Consider the following 15,256-nt stretch of genomic DNA (forward strand, 5'->3'; position numbering starts at 1 on the left):
CTGTGCTAGTCTCGAGAAAACGTTTCCTGAGATGTTCGAGATGAGTGGATGACAATGACGCGCTACGCCATCGCCGGTGCCGGCCACCGCGCCCAGATGTATGTCGATGCGATCATCGGCGAGCATCGCGACCGCGCCGAGCTGATCGCGATCATCGAGCCGAACCCGACCCGCGCGCAGTACTACGTCGATCGCGTCACGGCGGCCGGCGTCACCGCCCCCCGCACCGCCGGCCCAGACGCACTCGAGCACATCATCAGCGAGGAGCGCATCGACCGCGTCATCATCTGCTCGCGCGACGACCTGCACGCCGAGCTCATCGTCCGCTCGCTCGAGGCCGGCGCCGACGTCGTGGTCGAGAAGCCGCTGACCATCGACGCGCCGAGCGCGGCCCGCATCGAGGAAGCCGTCGAGCGCACCGGCCGCCAGGTCGTCCTGACGTTCAACTACCGCTACTCCCCGCGCAACAGCGCACTGCGTCAGCTCCTTCAGGACGGCGAGATCGGCGAGATCACGTCCATCGACTTCTCCTGGATGCTCGACACCAAGCACGGCGCCGATTACTTCCGCCGCTGGCACCGTCAGAAGTCGAATTCGGGCGGACTGCTCGTGCACAAGTCCAGCCACCACTTCGATCTGGTCAACTGGTGGCTGCGCTCCGAGCCGCGTCGCGTGTACGCATCAGGCGGCCTGCGCTTCTACGGCGCCGAGAACGCCGCGGCCCGCGGCATCACGGACCGCCCAGCCCGCGGCACGCACGACGGCGGCGACCCGTTCGAACTCGATCTCCGCGACGACGCGCGGCTGAAGGCCCTGTATCTGGAGGCCGAGCAGCACGACGGCTACGTCCGCGACCTCGACGTGTTCAGCGACGGCATCACGATCGAGGACAACCTCGCCCTCATCGTCGACTATGCCTCCGGCGCCACGCTCTCCTACTCCCTGAACGCGCACTCCCCCTGGGAGGGCTACCGCGTCGCCGTCAACGGCACGCTCGGCCGCGCCGAGCTCGAGGTCGTCGAACGCGGCGCCGTGCTCGCCGAAGAGGGCCTGCACCCGGTGCTCGACCCCAGCCTGTCCGGATCGGATGCCGCGCCCACGCTGCGCCCCGAGGGCGAACACCTGATCGTGCAGAAGCACTGGGAGGCTGCCCGCGAAGTGCCGATCGTCCGCGGCGAAGGCGGCCACGGCGGCGGCGACGCACTGCTGCTGTCCGACGTGTTCGTCGGCCCGGCGGATGACCCGCTGGCACGTCCGGCGGACTGGAGCGACGGAATCCGCTCGATCGCGGTCGGCATCGCCGGCAACCGGTCGCTGGAAACAGGGCTGCCGGTCCAGGTCGCGGACCTCGGCATCCACCTGCTCGAAGGCGCGGTGCGCGCATGAGCCGCATCGTCGTGACGGGAGGCGCCGGCAGACTCGGCCGCAGCCTCGTCACGGGACTGGCCGGCTTCGGGCACGAGATCGTTTCGCTCGACCGGGTCGCCGTTCCCGAGCTGGAGCAGGACGGCATCACGCAGGTCGCGCTCGATCTCTCCGACGCGGATGCCGCGGCATCCGTCCTCACGGATGCGAAGGCCGATGCCCTGATCCACCTCGCCGCGATCGCCGTGCCCTTCAGCGCGCCGGAGGACGTCATCATGCGCACCAACGCGGGGCTGGCGATCTCGGTGCTGCATGGCGCGGTGCGCGCCGGCATCCCGAAGATCGTCGCGGCGTCCAGCCCGACCGTGCTCGGCTACGGCTGCCCGACGGGCTGGAGCCCCGACCGGCTGCCGCTGGACGAGGAGACCCCGACCCGCCCGTGGAACGCGTACGCGTTGTCGAAGCTGCTCATCGAGGACACCCTCGGCATGCTGCAGCGCCAGACCGGCGACGCCACCCGGTTCGCGGCATTCCGCCCCTGTTACGTGATCGCTCCAGAGGAATGGGCCGGCGCGCCGACCCAGCAGGGCCATACCGTCCGCGAGCGACTGGACGACCCGGCGCTCTCGGCCCCCGCCCTGTTCAACTACGTCGACGCACGCGATGTCGCCGGCTTCGCGGACACGCTGCTGGCAGGCATGACCGAGATCCCCAACGGCGAGGTCTTCTTCGTCGGCGCGTCGGATGCCCTGGCCCGTGAACCCCTCGCCGACCTGCTGCCGCAGTTCCATCCGGGGACCCCCGGTGCTGCTGCGGAACTGACCGGAACGCGCCCGGCGTTCTCGATCGCCAAGGCCGAGCGGCTGCTGGGCTGGCGCCCGTCGCACGACTGGCGCACCGAGCTCGGCGAGCGCGTCCAGGTTGCAGAAACTGTCGCTTCCGCAGGCTCTTAGCAGCGGAATCCGCGACCCAGACATCCACCATCGACCGAAAGCACTCAACGATGAACTTCGACGGCATCCTCTTCTTCCCCGTCACGCCGTTCACTCCGGACGGCACGATCGAGCACGATCTTCTCGCCCAGCATGTCGACCGCGGGGTCGTCGCCGGCGCCGGCGGCGTCTTCCCGGCCTGCGGCACGGGTGAGTTCCACGCCCTGTCCGCCTCCGAGGCCGCGGCGGTCACCCGCACCGCCACGGCGACCGTCGCCGGCCGCGTGCCCGTCATCGCCGGCGCCGGCGGCCCGCTCGGTCACGCCATCGCGGTCGCGAAGGCCGCAGCGGATGCCGGAGCCGACGGCCTGCTCGTGCTGCCGCCGTACCTCGTCGGGGGCACTCAGGCGGGGCTCATCGCGTACGTCGAGGCGATCGCCACGGCATCCGATCTGCCCGTCATCGTCTACCACCGAGGGTCCGCGCAGTACTCGGTCGACACCATGCGCACCCTGGCCGCGAACCCGAAGGTCGTCGGCTTCAAGGACGGCACGGGCGACATCGGCACGACGCAGCTCATCGTCCGCGCGGTCGCCGAGACGGGACGAGACGACTTCGCGTTCTTCAACGGCCTGCTCACCGCCGAGCTGACGCAGGGCGCCTACCGCGGCATCGGCGTTCCGCTGTACTCGTCGGCCGCCTTCGCGATGATCCCGGAGGTCGCGAACGCGTTCTACCGCGCCTACGTGTCCGGCGATGAGCAGCGGCGCCTGGCGATCCTCGACGGCTTCTACCGACCGCTGGTGAATCTCCGGGACGAGACCCCCGGATTCGGCGTCTCGCTGATCAAGACCGGCCTGCGCCTCGGCGGCCTGCCGGTCGGATCGGTGCGCGCACCGCTGGTCGATCCGTCGCCGGCGCAGGAGACACGGCTGGCCGAGATCCTCGAGGCGGGACGCGCACTGCTGTGACCACGATCACCCGCTTCGACGCGCGCCTCCAGCGCGTCGCGCTGACCCGGGCGTGGGCAGCCGATGTCACCTCGGTCGGCATCGTCGCGACGCACGTCGTCCGGTCGGACGGCGCCGAGGGGTGGGGCTTCTCGTGGACGCCGCAGATCGGCGCGACGGCCGTGCACGCCCTGCTGTCGGACGACATCGCGCACGCGGCGATCGGCCGATCGGCCGAACCCGGCGAGGCCTGGCAGGGGCTCTGGGAGCACCTGCACGAGGCGGGCGGTGGCGGCATCACCACGATCGCGCTGGCGGGTCTGGATCTCGCCCTGTGGGATGCCGCTGCCCGCGCACGTGAACTGCCGGTGTCGTCTCTGATCGGCCGACGCCGCGAACGCGTGCGCGCCTACGGGTCGGGCGTGAACCTGCACTACACGCAGGACGAACTGCTCGCGCAGGTGCAGCGCTGGATGGACGCCGGATTCACCGCGGTCAAGATCAAGGTGGGCAAGCCCGACATCGCCGAAGACGTGGACCGCGTCAGCGCCGTCCGCGACCTGCTCGGGCCGGATCGCGCGCTCATGATCGACGCCAACCAGCGCTGGGATCTCGCCCGAGCGACGTCATCCGTCGAGGCGCTCAGCCCGTTCGATCTCGCCTGGATCGAGGAGCCGCTGCGTGCCGACGATCTCGCCGGCCACACCGAGCTCGCCCGACGCATCGACGTGCCGATCGCGGTCGGCGAGAACCTGCACAACGCGCACCGCTTCGACGATTTCCTCCGGTGCGGTGCGGCGCAGATCGTTCAGCCCAACATCGTGCGCGTCGGCGGGATCACGCCGTTCCTGACGATCGCGGCCCTCGCGGCCGAGCATGGCGCCGCACTGCATCCGCACCTGCTGCCCGAACTCTCCGGACAGCTCGCGCTCACCCTGCCCGGCGATGTCGCGGAGCCCTGGGCCGAGGACGTCGAGGATGCCGGATTCGGCGGCCTGGGCGCTCTGGCCGATCCATCGCCCGTCGCCATCGCCGACGGACACCTCGCCGAGACGCCGCACGTCGGCCTCGGCATCCGCTTCTGTCCCGTCCTGACCGGAAAGGCCTGATCATGACCACGACCGCCGAAGAGCTCCAGACGATCGCCTGGCAGGCGGCTGCGGCTGCTCCCGTATGGCGGGCGTCGTCCGCCCCCGAGCGTGCCGGCTGGCTGCGCGCGATCGCCGACGCGCTCGATGCGAACGTCACCGAGCTGGTGGAGATCGCCGATCGCGAAACACGCCTCGGCGTGCCGCGGCTGACCGGCGAGGTGGCCCGCACGACGGGTCAGCTGCGGCTGTTCGCCGGCGTCGTCGAGGAGGGCTCCTTCCGCGAGATCATCATCGACGACGCGGATGCCGCGGCCACCCCGCCGCGGCCCGAACTGCGCCGTCACCTGATCGGCGTCGGACCGGTGGCGGTGTTCTCGGCATCCAACTTCCCGTTCGCGTTCTCCGTCGCCGGCGGCGACACGGCATCCGCGCTGGCCGCGGGCAGCCCTGTGATCGTGAAGGCCCACTCCGGGCACCTGGAGCTGTCGCATCGCACTGCAGAGATCGTCGCGGATGCCCTGCGGGCTGCCGGGGCACCGGACGGGTCGTTCGCGCTCATCGACGGACGCGAGGCAGGCAACGCCCTGGTCCAGCATCCCGTCGTCCAGGCTGCGGGCTTCACAGGGTCGGTGTCCGGCGGGCGCGCTCTGTTCGATCTCGCCTCCGGCAGGCCCGATCCGATCCCGTTCTACGGCGAGCTGGGCAGCGTCAACCCTGTCGTCATCACGCCTGCTGCGCTCGAGGCCCGAGGTGCGGAGCTCGCCACCGGCCTCGTCGGCTCGTTCACGCTCGGCGTCGGTCAGTTCTGCACCAAGCCGGGGGTCGTGTTCATCCCGGCCGGCGCGGGATTCGAGGATGCCGTGGCTGCCGCTGTCGGCTCGGTCGCCGGTGGTCCGCTGCTGACGGACCGGATCACGGCGGCGTTCCCTGATGGCATCCGGAGCCTGCTCGCCGACGAGTCGACCGACCTCATCGCGCACGGAGCCGAGACCCCCGACGGTGCGCGTCCGGTCGTCGTGACCACGGATGCCACGGCCGTCGCCGCGCGCCCAGAGGCGCTGCTCGAGGAGGTGTTCGGGCCGCTCACGCTGCTGGTCCGCTATGCCGACGAGGCCGAGCTGCACGCCGCGCTGCGGGTCGTGCCGGGGAGCCTGACCGCGACGCTGCACTCCGAATCGTCGGACGACGTGTCCGAGACGCTGGAACTGCTGCAGCTGCGTGCCGGTCGGGTGCTGTTCGCCGGCTGGCCGACGGGAGTCGCCGTGACCTGGTCGCAGCAGCACGGCGGACCGTGGCCGGCCACGACCTCATTTCACACCTCCGTGGGGGCGACGGCGATCCGACGGTTCCTGCGCCCGGTGGTGTTCCAGGATGCTCCGGAGCGCCTGTTGCCGGCCGAGCTGCGGGACGCGTCGCTCGCGACACTCCCGCACCGCCGCAATGGAGTCCTGGTGCTGCCCGTCTGAGTGATTCTGGACGGACGTTTCACGGATGCGGTGACGTTTCACGGACGATTTCGACCGATCGGTTCGTGAAACGTCACCGCATCCGCTGATCGTCCGCCGTGTTCCGGCAGATGATCCGGGGCTGGCTACGGCAGCGCGCGCAGCGCCTCGATCGAGGCCGCGATCTCGGTCTCGAGGTCGTCGCCCCAGTTGCATTCCAGCGAGACAGGGCCGTCGAATCCGGCATCCCGCAGCGTCGCGACGAACGCGCGCCACTGACCGTCGCCGGCGCCGAGCCAGCGGCGACCGGCATCGGCGATGTGCGCGTGACCGATCCGATCGATGTGGTCGGTGACCGTCGAGAGCGGTTCGCCCTCCTGCTCGATGTGGAAGAGGTCGGCGACCAGGGGAACACCCTCGATGCCATGGGCATCCAGGAAGTCCGCGGCTTCACCGAGGGTGTGGATGAGGTTGGTCTCGCCCTGGTGCAGGGGCTCGAGCATGACCCGCAGATCGTGCTCGGCCGCCGCATCCCGCGCGATCACCAGCGATTCGGCGAAGCGCGTCTCGGCGGCTGTGCGGTCGGCGCCCTCGGGGATGCGGCGGGCGGCTCCCGACCCGAAGACGATCTTCGCCCCTGGTTCGGCGACCTGTGCGAGCACCGGGAAGATCGACGCGAAGTACGACCGCACCCGCTCGATGTCGAACGACGGGTCGGCGACGCGGATATCGCCGGGCAGGAGGATCGCGAAGGACGGGTACGTCTCGCCCGCGAACTCCGGATTGAGGCGCGGCGTGCCGTCCTCCGCGAAGAGGACGACGTTGCCGACGATCGTCGGTTCGATGTAGTCGGCGCCGAGGCGCCGGGCGATGAGGCCGTTGGCCCGCGGGCCGATCAGACCGACAGTGGTCATTTGAGACTCCCTGAGACGAGGTCGAGACGCCAGTAGCGCTGCAGGATCAGCACGAACGCGACGACCGGGATGATCGCGACCGCCGCACCGGCGATCGCGAGGGTGTAGAGGATGGGCTCGCTGCCGCCGCGGTTGAGCATCATGTACATCGAGACCGTGATCGGGAACAGATCCGGGTCGGTGAGCATGATGTACGGCAGCAGGAAGTTGTTCCACGCCCCGATGAACTGCAGCAGGAAGATCGTCACGAGCCCCGGCAGCAGCATCGGCAGGCCGATGGAGCGGAACGTGCGCCACTCGCTGGAGCCATCCACGCGGGCCGCCTCGAGGAGTTCCACGGGCATGGATGCTCGGGCGAACACGTACGCGAGGTAGATGCCGAACGGCGTGATCATGGTCGGGATGAGGACCGACCAGTAGGTGTTGGCCAGGCCGATCTGCGCGAAGAGGAGGTATTGCGGGATCGCCAGTGTGATCGTCGGCAGGAGCACGCCGCCGAGCAGCCCGACCATGATCGCGTGCTTGCCGCGGAAGTCGTACATCGCGAGAGCGTAGCCGGCGCCGGCGGAGAACAGGGTCGAGGCGAGGGCGCCGACGATGCTGTAGAAGAAGCTGTTGCCGAGCCACTTCGCGAAGCCGCCGTTCTCGTAGGCGAACAGCGCGACGAGGTTGTCCCACAGGGCGGTCCCGAAGCTGAACGCGGGTGTCGTGAACAGCTCCGCTGACGACTTCGTCGCGGAGAAGAACACCCACACCACGGGCAGCAGGAAGTACACGGCGGACACGATCAGCACCGTCGTCGGCAGGATGGCGGCCAGCGGCACGCCACGGCGACGCGAGCCGGCCGGACCGCCGTGCGCGGACGGGAGCCTGTCGGATGAGGCGCGCTTCTCGCGCGAGGAGAGCAGGGTCATCGGTCGCCCTTCCGTGTGGCCAGACGTCGCCCGCCGAGCACGAGCAGGGACAGGAGCACCGTCCCCAGCGCCAGGAGGATGGATGCCGCGGCGGCGGAGTTGAGATCGTCGTGCGCGAACGCGTCTCGGTACACGCGCATGAGGGGGAAGAACGTCGAGTCGATCGCGTTCGTGAGCGTCGCGAGCATGGCCGGCTCGCTGTAGATCTGCAGCGCGCCGATCACTGAGAACAGCCCGGTGACGACCGTGGCGGGTACGACATGCGGCAGCTTGATGTACCAGGCGATGCGCCCCTCACCGCAGCCGTCGATGCGGGCGGCGTCGATCTGGGAGCGATCGAGCGACTGCAGCGCAGTGTAGATGATCACCGTATTGAAGCCGATACCGCCCCACAGCACGACGTTGACGATGCCGACGTAGATCCAGTCGCCGCTGAGGAGGTTGGGCAGCTCGACGCCGAAGGTGCTCGCGAACTGGTAGACCGGGCTGATGTCGGGTACGTAGAGGAACCCCCACATCAGCGCCGCGATGACGCTCGGAACGCCGTAGGGCAGGAAGATCGACGTGCGGCTGAACGACTTCGCGCGTGCCCGCGGCAGATCCAGCAGCAGGGCGAGCAGGATCGAGGTTCCCATGAGCAACGGCACCATGATCGCGGCGTAGATGCCCAAGTGCGCGAGGCTCGTCCAGAACGTGGGGTCCTCGAGCACGGAGACATAGTTGCCGAACCCGACGAACGTCTCCTCGCGAGGTCCGAACGCGCCACCGCTGGATTCGCCGCGGCCGCGGACACTCAACCACCCCGAATAGACGATCGGGATGACGAACACGAGGATGAACATCACGAGCGCGGGCGCCATCAATGCATAGGCGAAACCCGTGTGCCGTTGCAGGTGCGGTCGGCGCGCCCGCCGGGGCGGGAGGACGACGGTGCGCGTCGCCTCCCCGCCCGCGGGCGCACTCTCCTGGAGGAGTGCAGTCATGATGTCAGTCCAGATCGCCCTCGACGGTGGTCTGCACGGTGGACAGCACCTTCGACCAGTCGCCGGTCTCGATCGCCGCACCGAGCGCGTCGTTCAGCGCGGTGAAGGCGACCTGCGTGTTGGGTCCCCACTGCACGGAGACCAGGCCGGATGCGGACTCGGCCGCGGACGGCCAGTACGTGTCGTCCTCGGGCATGAGGTCGGGTGCCGGGCGGTCGATCTCCTGCCCGTGCAGGGCGGCGGTGAACTTGTTGATGCCCACGAGACCCTCCGCGCCCTCATCGGAGGCGTTCAGCCAGGTCAGGAACTCCACCGACTCCTCGTAGTGCTCGCTGTCCGCGAGGATGATGTCCGCCGATCCTCCGCGCGCGAACGTCTTCAGCTCACCCGCCTCCCACTGCGGGATCTGCGCGGCGCCCCAGAGGCCGACCGTGTCGGGGTACTGGTTCAGCAGCGGTCCTGGGGCCCAGGCACCGGCAATCTGTCCGAGCACCTTCCCGGATGCCGTGGCCTCGATGAACTCCGGGCTGCCGGACGGATAGGTGCTGATCAGGTCGTCCTCGACCAGACCCTGCCAGTACTCGAGCACCTCGGCACTGGCGTCGTCATCGATGTCGACGTTCCACTCGCCGTCGGCGAACTCCCACCACTGGGCACCGTTCTGCAGGGCGAGGCCCATGAACAGGTCGGCGTCGATCGCGCTGAAGTTGGCCAGATAGTGGTCGCCGGGCAGCGAGCGCACCTGCTCGGCGAGAGCGCGGAAGTCGTCCCACGTCTCGGCCGGCTCGATGCCCAACTGGCCGAACAGATCGGTGCGGTACACGAAGAGCGCCGGCCCCAGGTCCTGCGGGATGCCGAAGATCGTGTCGTCGAATGTGACCGTGTCGAGGGTGGTCTCGGAGAAGGCGGCTTCCATCTCGTCGCGCACGGACTCCACGTCGGCCACGACGCCGGCCGAGACGTAGGTGGGCAGCTGCGTGTACTCCGCCTGGGCGATGTCCGGACCTTCGCCAGCCCGCACGGCGGACAGGACCTTGACGGGGAAATCCGCGCCGCCGGCCGGTGCGGAGATGTTCACCTGGATGTCGGGGTTCTGCTCGTTCCATTCCGCGACGCGCTTGTCGACGTTCGAGCCCCATGCCCAGAATTCGAGCTCGACAGGGCCGTCGCTCGTGCTTTCCGAACCCGATTCGGCCGAGCCGCCCGAGTCGCCAGACGCGCATCCGGCCAGAGCCAGACCGGCGACGACGAATCCTGCGACGGCGGTGAGTGTCCTGCGGTGTGCCATGTGATCCTCCTTGATACGTGGTGATTGCGGGTACGTCAGAAAAGTTCTGCGAAGCCGAGCTCCGTGAGGTTCCGGTGGGAGATCTCGAGCGCCTCCCAAACGGTGCGTCCGTACAGCTCGTCCTGCTCGACGAGCAGGTACTCCGCCCCGGAGCGGATACTCGCGTCGATGATCCCCGGCCAGTCGAGGTTGCCCTCGCCGACCTCGGCGAATTGCACGAGGCCGTTCCATGCCGTCGCCCAGGTCGCGTGGTCGCCGCGCTCGAAGGCGTCGATGACGTCGGCGTCCGGCATCCCGATCCGGTAGTCCTTCAGGTGCACCATGCGCACCCGGCCGGCGTACTGCCCGATCACCCTGGCGGGGTCGAGACCACCCCTGGCGATCCAGTGCGCGTCGAGTTCGATTCCGACGTGCGGGGAGTTCTCGGCGATGAGTTCCAGGAGGTAGCGCCCGTCGACCTTCGCGAACTCGACGTGGTGGTTGTGGTAGTACAGCGCGATGCCCTCGTCCGCCAGTCGCGTGGCCGCGACATCCGCCCGGCGGCAGAAGTCGAGCACGGCATCCGTCGAACGCAGCGCGGGGATCGGCAGCATCCCGATGCGAACCATGTCCGCTCCGAGCGTGCGGCAGTCCGCGACGATCTTGTCGAACTGCTCCTCGAGCGAGTCGTTGATCCCGCCGGCGGTGAGTGCAGCCGACAGGGCGCAGTACTCGACACCGAGCTCGTCGCTGGCCCGTCGCAGTTCGGCGACGGTCTCCGCCGTCAACGGGATCTGTGACAGCTCCGCGACGCGGTAGCCGATCTCCGTCGTCCGTCGAAACGTTTCAAATGCGCCGAGCTCCGCGACGGCGCTCTTCAGCATCATCGCCTGGACGCCGATGCGTGCCATGAGGGATTCCTTTCGGGTGGGGTCGGTCACCAGTCGTGGACGGTGCCGTCGGCCAGTCGGTTGTAGGGCAGATAGGCCTGCTCATAGGGGTATTTCCCCGCTTCGTCGACGTCCAGTTCGACGCCGAGTCCCGGCTTGTCGCCCGGATGCAGCAGACCGTCCTGCCAGGTGAACGACTGCTGGAACACCTGGTCGGTCTTCGCACCGTGACGCATGTACTCCTGGATGCCGAAGTTGTGGATGCTGAGCCCCAGATGCATCGCGGCGGCCATGCCGACCGGCGAGATGTCCGTCGGACCGTGCATGCCGGACTTGATCTGGTACTGCGCCGCGTACTCCAGCGTCTTCTTGAGCGCCGTGATGCCGCCCATGTGCGTGACCGCACCGCGGACGTAGTCGATCAGCTGCTCGCGGATGAGGTCCTTGAAGTCCCACACCGTGTTGAAGATCTCCCCGATCGCGAGCGGCGTCGTGGTGTGCTGGCGCACCAGGCGCAGCGCCTCCTGGTTCTCGGCCGGCGTGCAGTCCTCCAACCAGAACAGGTCGTACGGCTCGAGATCCTTGCCCAGACGAGCCGCCTGGATCGGCGTCATCCGGTGATGCCCGTCGTGCAGCAGCGGGATCTCGGGGCCGAACTCGTTACGCACCGCTTCGAAGACCCCGGGGAGGTGCCGCAGGTACGCCCGCGTGTCCCAGTCCTCTTCGACGGGCTTCGCCCCGCGCCGCGCCGGCTCATGGTCGTAGCGGGCCTCGCCGCCGAACGTGTCCGCTGCCTGCGAGGCGATCCCGTAGATCGCCTTCAGCCCAGGCACACCGGTCTGGATTCGGATGGCCCGGTACCCCTGCTCCAGGTGCGACCGCACGGAATCGAACAGCTCGGGGAGCTCCTTGCCGGAGGCGTGCCCGTAGGCCAGCAGCCCCCGGCGCGATGCGCCGCCGAGCAGCTGGTACAGCGGCATGCCTGCGGCCTTCGCCTTGATGTCCCACAGCGCCATGTCGACCGCGGCGATCGCCGCCATCGTCACGGGCCCCCGGCGCCAGTACGCCGAGCGGTACAAGAACTGCCAGGTGTCCTCGATGCGGTGCGCGTCACGGCCCACGAGCAGCGGCACGACGTGCTCGGTCAGATACGCGACGACGGCGAGCTCACGGCCGTTCAGCGTCGCATCGCCCAGGCCGGTCAGCCCGTCATCGGTCGTGAGCTTCAGCGTCACGAAGTTCCGATCGGGACTGGTGACGATCACCTCTGCCCTGTCGATGATCATGCGTGCACTCCCTTCAGCTCGGCGATCGCGCCGATCAGCTCATGGCGGACGTCATCGTCCAGGTCGAAACGGCTCGCGGCGGCTTCCGCGTCCACGCCTTCGAGCGCGGCCCACGCGGCGAGCGCGCGGACTTCGCCGCGGCCGGCGTCCAGGCCGCAGGCCAGACGCGCCTGGATCACCGGCATCACCCGGACGCTCAGTTTGATCTCTGCATCCGTCGCGATCTGGCGCAGGGCATGCCGGATGCGGGCATTCTCGAAACGCGCCACGAGGGAGGCCCTCTGGGTGGCGAGGTCGGCGGCGTTGAACGGCAGCACCGCTGACGCGTCGTCCCACAGCTCGTCGAGCGCCGCGCGGCAGACCCCGTCGGTCGTGGCCTCGGCGACGGTCGTGTGGCCCGTCAGCTGCCCGAGGCTCGCGAGCAGGGTGTGTCCGGCGTTCAGCAGCCAGAGCTTGCGCCGCTCGTACGGTTCTATGTCATCCACGAACTGCGCACCGGCGAGCTCCCACTCGGGTCGGCCCGCGGGGAACTCTCCGCACAGGACCCAGGATGCCGCGGGCTCCGTGACGATCGCGCACGGGTCGTCGGTGACGGTGACGGGCAGTGCATCGGCGACGGCCGGCGTGATCCGGTCGACCACGGACGAGACGAACGACACGTTCTCGCCGATCCACACCACGAGCTCGGAATCGGCGGCCTGCGTCACGAGCGCGCCGAGCAGCGCGCCGTTGCCGTCGAGGTTGTCGCAGCTGACGATCGCGATCGGCCCCGCACCGGTGTCCCGCCGGGCGCGCAGGCCATCCACGATGCGCTCGATCGCCGTGCTGTCCTGGCGGTACCCGGCCTCGGTGATCGTGACGGTGAGCACCGCGACGGTCGCCATCGCCGCGCGCCACGCCTCGACATCGGCTCCGTCGTGCGCGGCGACGATCGAGGTGACCCGCTCGACGGCATCGGACTCGGGGCCGCGGACCACGAGGTCGTACACGCAGCCCTGCGCGGCCAGCGCGACCGCGGCATCCGGGCGCCGCCCGGTGAAGGCCGCGATCCCCCACTGCTCGCCGCCGGACCGATTCACGACCTCCGTGAACCAGGCCTGGTGCGCGCGGTGGAACGCCCCGAGGCCCAGATGGGCGACCCGGACGGGCGCGCGTTCGGTCGTGGTCATCCCGCGGGCACCTCGATGGTCGGCACTTCGAGGGTCACGTCGTCGTAGTCGCCCGCGATCACGTCGTCGATGCGCACCTTGCGCCCGAGCACTGCTGAGATGTACACGGCCCGGACGGCGGCGAGAGCGAGCAGCGCCTGCTCCACGGTGAGCAGGGGCTCACGACCCTCGTCGATCGCGTCGAGCAGGTCATAGTACTGGCGGACGTGACCGAAGCTGAACTTCGTGGCGTCGACGCCGGTCGGCGGCTCGACGGAGTATCGCTCCGCCTGGTTGTCACCGCCGCCGTACGCCCCGGCTGCGCCCTCGGCATCCTTCTTGAGGTGGATGTAGCGCAGCGCGTCACCCTCGATGACCGCCGAGCCGTCGGAGCCGAGCAGCTGCAGCCGCACGGCGAGACCGGGGTAGCCGGCGGTCGTGGCGTGCAGCACCGCCAGGGCGCCATTGTCGAAGGTCAGGGTCGCGACGGCGGTGTCCTCCACTTCGACGCCCTCGTGGGCCAGCAGAGCGATCTCAGCCGAGACGGTCGCCGGCCGACCGAGGAACCACACCAGCAGGTCGAGGGTGTGCACGCCCTGGTTCATGAGGGCGCCGCCGCCGTCGAGCGCCCACGTGCCGCGCCAGTCGCCGGAGTCGTAGTACTCCTGCGAGCGCCACCACGGCACAGTCGCAAGGCCGGAGGTGATCCGGCCGAACCCGCCGTCCGCGATCGCGGCGTGCACGATCTGACTGGACGGATCGAACCGGTGCTGGCTGATGACGCTGCACACCTGTCCGCGGGCTGCGGCGGCGGCCGCGGCATCCGCCAACCGGCGGGCACGGACGAGATCGACGTCGAGGGGCTTCTCGATCAGGACGTGGGCGCCCGCCTCCAGCGCGACGACCGCCTGCTCCACGTGGAGCCCGGAGGGCGTCGCGACGACAGCCAGCTGCGGTGCGTCGGCGGCGACCAGCTCCTGCACGGTCGAGTAGATCGCCGGACGCGATCCGATGCTCTCCTCGACGAGATCCGCGAGCGCTTCGGCCCGCGTGACGTCGACGTCGACGAGCGCCGTCAGGACGAGCCGGTCGGCCAGCTGCAGGACGGCTTCGACGTGCGTGCGTCCGATGACGCCGCAGCCGATGATGGCGGTGGACAGGGTGCTCATGCGAGGGTCACTCCAGCGTTGTCGGTGAGGGTGCGGAAGGCGCGGGCCGCGCGGCCGAACGGCTGTGCGCCGCTGAAGCCGCCGAGCGCGCTCTGGTCGGTGAGGTGGGGTTCGAGGGAGGCGAAACCGGTGAAGCCGCGGTCGCGGAGGGCCGCGATGGTCTCGGCGAGCTCGCCGTCGCCCTCGCCTGCCGGCACGACCTCGCCCGTGTCGAGCCGTGCATCCTTGACCTGCAGATACTCGATGTACTCCGCCAGCTGAGCGAAGCCGTCGGTGACGGGACGGATGCCGCACTGCACGTAGTTCGCGTTGTCCCACGCGAGTCGCAGCGCCGGCGAGTCGACGGTGCGGACGATGTCCAGCACGCGCTCGGGGACGTCGCCATAGATGTGCTTCTCGTTCTCGTGCACGAGGGTCACGCCGGCGGAGCGGGCGCGCTCGGCGAGCAGGCCGAGCCGATCCATCACCTCGTCGCGCATGTGCTCCACCGGCTCGCCCTCGGTCTGCCAGAACGAGAACATCCGGATGTAGCGCGACTCGAGGACGTCGGCGGCGCGCAGCGCGTTGTCGAGACGGGTGAGCTCGAACCCGATCGGCTCACTGAGCTCGCTCTTGCCGATCGGCGAGCCGATGGCCGAGACACCCATCCCCTCGGCGCGGATGGCGGCCCAGAGTTCGCCGAGCTTCTCCTTGTCGAGATCTACGATGTTGATCCCCCACGCCGATCGCACTTCGATGTGGCGTGCGCCGAGGGCGAGCAGGACGGCGCACTGGATGCGCGGGTCCGGGTGGATCTCGTCTCCGAATCCGGAGAGCATCCAGGTCGGCTGGGCGGTCGTCGGTGACATCGCATTCCTTCGTTGGTCCATGTCGGCGATCACCACGGTAGCGATCCGGCAACA

General features: G+C 69.3%; 14 protein-coding genes. 5 read left to right on the plus strand and 9 right to left on the minus strand.

The genetic code is table 11. The features are described 5' to 3' along the window. The first annotated feature begins 48 nt into the window (after window positions 1–48). Genes ACI7YT_RS15670 through ACI7YT_RS15690 form a run of 5 tightly spaced genes read left to right on the plus strand, consistent with a single transcriptional unit; the run spans window position 49 to window position 5,804 of the window. Window positions 49–1,386 (plus strand): Gfo/Idh/MocA family protein, encoded by a 1,338-nt coding sequence (locus ACI7YT_RS15670; protein WP_406246747.1) that lies wholly within the window; start codon window positions 49–51, stop codon window positions 1,384–1,386. Then, window positions 1,383–2,318: an NAD-dependent epimerase/dehydratase family protein gene (locus ACI7YT_RS15675; RefSeq protein WP_406246749.1), complete on the plus strand. Its 936-nt coding sequence runs from the start codon at window positions 1,383–1,385 to the stop codon at window positions 2,316–2,318. The genes ACI7YT_RS15670 and ACI7YT_RS15675 overlap by 4 nt, the downstream gene beginning before the upstream one ends. Before the next feature lie 50 nt (window positions 2,319–2,368). Further along, a complete protein-coding gene (locus ACI7YT_RS15680; protein ID WP_406246751.1) occupies window positions 2,369–3,268 on the plus strand; it encodes a 5-dehydro-4-deoxyglucarate dehydratase in 900 nt (299 codons plus the stop codon). Beyond that, window positions 3,265–4,356: a mandelate racemase/muconate lactonizing enzyme family protein gene (locus tag ACI7YT_RS15685; protein WP_406246753.1), complete on the plus strand. Its 1,092-nt coding sequence runs from the start codon at window positions 3,265–3,267 to the stop codon at window positions 4,354–4,356. Before ACI7YT_RS15680 ends, ACI7YT_RS15685 begins: the two co-directional genes overlap by 4 nt. Window positions 4,357–4,358: 2 nt before the next feature. Continuing rightward, the gene (locus tag ACI7YT_RS15690) at window positions 4,359–5,804 is read left to right on the plus strand and encodes an aldehyde dehydrogenase (NADP(+)) (RefSeq protein WP_406246755.1); all 1,446 of its coding nucleotides are present in this window, start codon (window positions 4,359–4,361) and stop codon (window positions 5,802–5,804) included. A gap of 125 nt (window positions 5,805–5,929) precedes the next feature. Here the strand turns inward: ACI7YT_RS15690 and ACI7YT_RS15695 are convergent, their stop codons facing one another. From ACI7YT_RS15695 to ACI7YT_RS15735, 9 genes are read right to left on the minus strand one after another with little or no spacing between them, the layout of a single operon-like run. Further along, window positions 5,930–6,697 (minus strand): sugar phosphate isomerase/epimerase family protein, encoded by a 768-nt coding sequence (locus ACI7YT_RS15695; protein WP_406246757.1) that lies wholly within the window; start codon window positions 6,695–6,697, stop codon window positions 5,930–5,932. Next, window positions 6,694–7,611 (minus strand): carbohydrate ABC transporter permease, encoded by a 918-nt coding sequence (locus tag ACI7YT_RS15700; protein WP_406246759.1) that lies wholly within the window; start codon window positions 7,609–7,611, stop codon window positions 6,694–6,696. Before ACI7YT_RS15700 ends, ACI7YT_RS15695 begins: the two co-directional genes overlap by 4 nt. Then, a complete protein-coding gene (locus ACI7YT_RS15705; RefSeq protein WP_406246761.1) occupies window positions 7,608–8,594 on the minus strand; it encodes a carbohydrate ABC transporter permease in 987 nt (328 codons plus the stop codon). Before ACI7YT_RS15705 ends, ACI7YT_RS15700 begins: the two co-directional genes overlap by 4 nt. 4 nt (window positions 8,595–8,598) lie before the next feature. Further along, window positions 8,599–9,882 carry an ABC transporter substrate-binding protein gene (locus ACI7YT_RS15710; protein ID WP_406246763.1) on the minus strand — a complete coding sequence of 428 codons (1,284 nt, stop codon included), beginning with the start codon at window positions 9,880–9,882 and terminating at the stop codon, window positions 8,599–8,601. A 35-nt stretch (window positions 9,883–9,917) separates the two neighbouring features. Further along, on the minus strand, window positions 9,918–10,772 hold the full coding sequence (locus ACI7YT_RS15715) for a sugar phosphate isomerase/epimerase family protein (protein WP_406246765.1): 855 nt from the start codon (window positions 10,770–10,772) through the stop codon (window positions 9,918–9,920). Between the two features lie 26 nt (window positions 10,773–10,798). Further along, the gene (gene manD / locus ACI7YT_RS15720; protein WP_406246767.1) at window positions 10,799–12,037 is read right to left on the minus strand and encodes a D-mannonate dehydratase ManD; all 1,239 of its coding nucleotides are present in this window, start codon (window positions 12,035–12,037) and stop codon (window positions 10,799–10,801) included. Further along, window positions 12,034–13,206 carry a mannitol dehydrogenase family protein gene (locus tag ACI7YT_RS15725; RefSeq protein ID WP_406246769.1) on the minus strand — a complete coding sequence of 391 codons (1,173 nt, stop codon included), beginning with the start codon at window positions 13,204–13,206 and terminating at the stop codon, window positions 12,034–12,036. Before ACI7YT_RS15725 ends, manD begins: the two co-directional genes overlap by 4 nt. Next, a complete protein-coding gene (locus tag ACI7YT_RS15730; RefSeq protein ID WP_406246771.1) occupies window positions 13,203–14,354 on the minus strand; it encodes a Gfo/Idh/MocA family protein in 1,152 nt (383 codons plus the stop codon). Before ACI7YT_RS15730 ends, ACI7YT_RS15725 begins: the two co-directional genes overlap by 4 nt. After that, a complete protein-coding gene (locus tag ACI7YT_RS15735; protein ID WP_406246772.1) occupies window positions 14,351–15,202 on the minus strand; it encodes a sugar phosphate isomerase/epimerase family protein in 852 nt (283 codons plus the stop codon). The genes ACI7YT_RS15730 and ACI7YT_RS15735 overlap by 4 nt, the downstream gene beginning before the upstream one ends. Window positions 15,203–15,256: the final 54 nt, after the last annotated feature.

Origin of the sequence: Microbacterium sp. M, assembly GCF_045181065.1 — a bacterium.
In the GTDB taxonomy this organism is placed as follows: domain Bacteria; phylum Actinomycetota; class Actinomycetes; order Actinomycetales; family Microbacteriaceae; genus Microbacterium.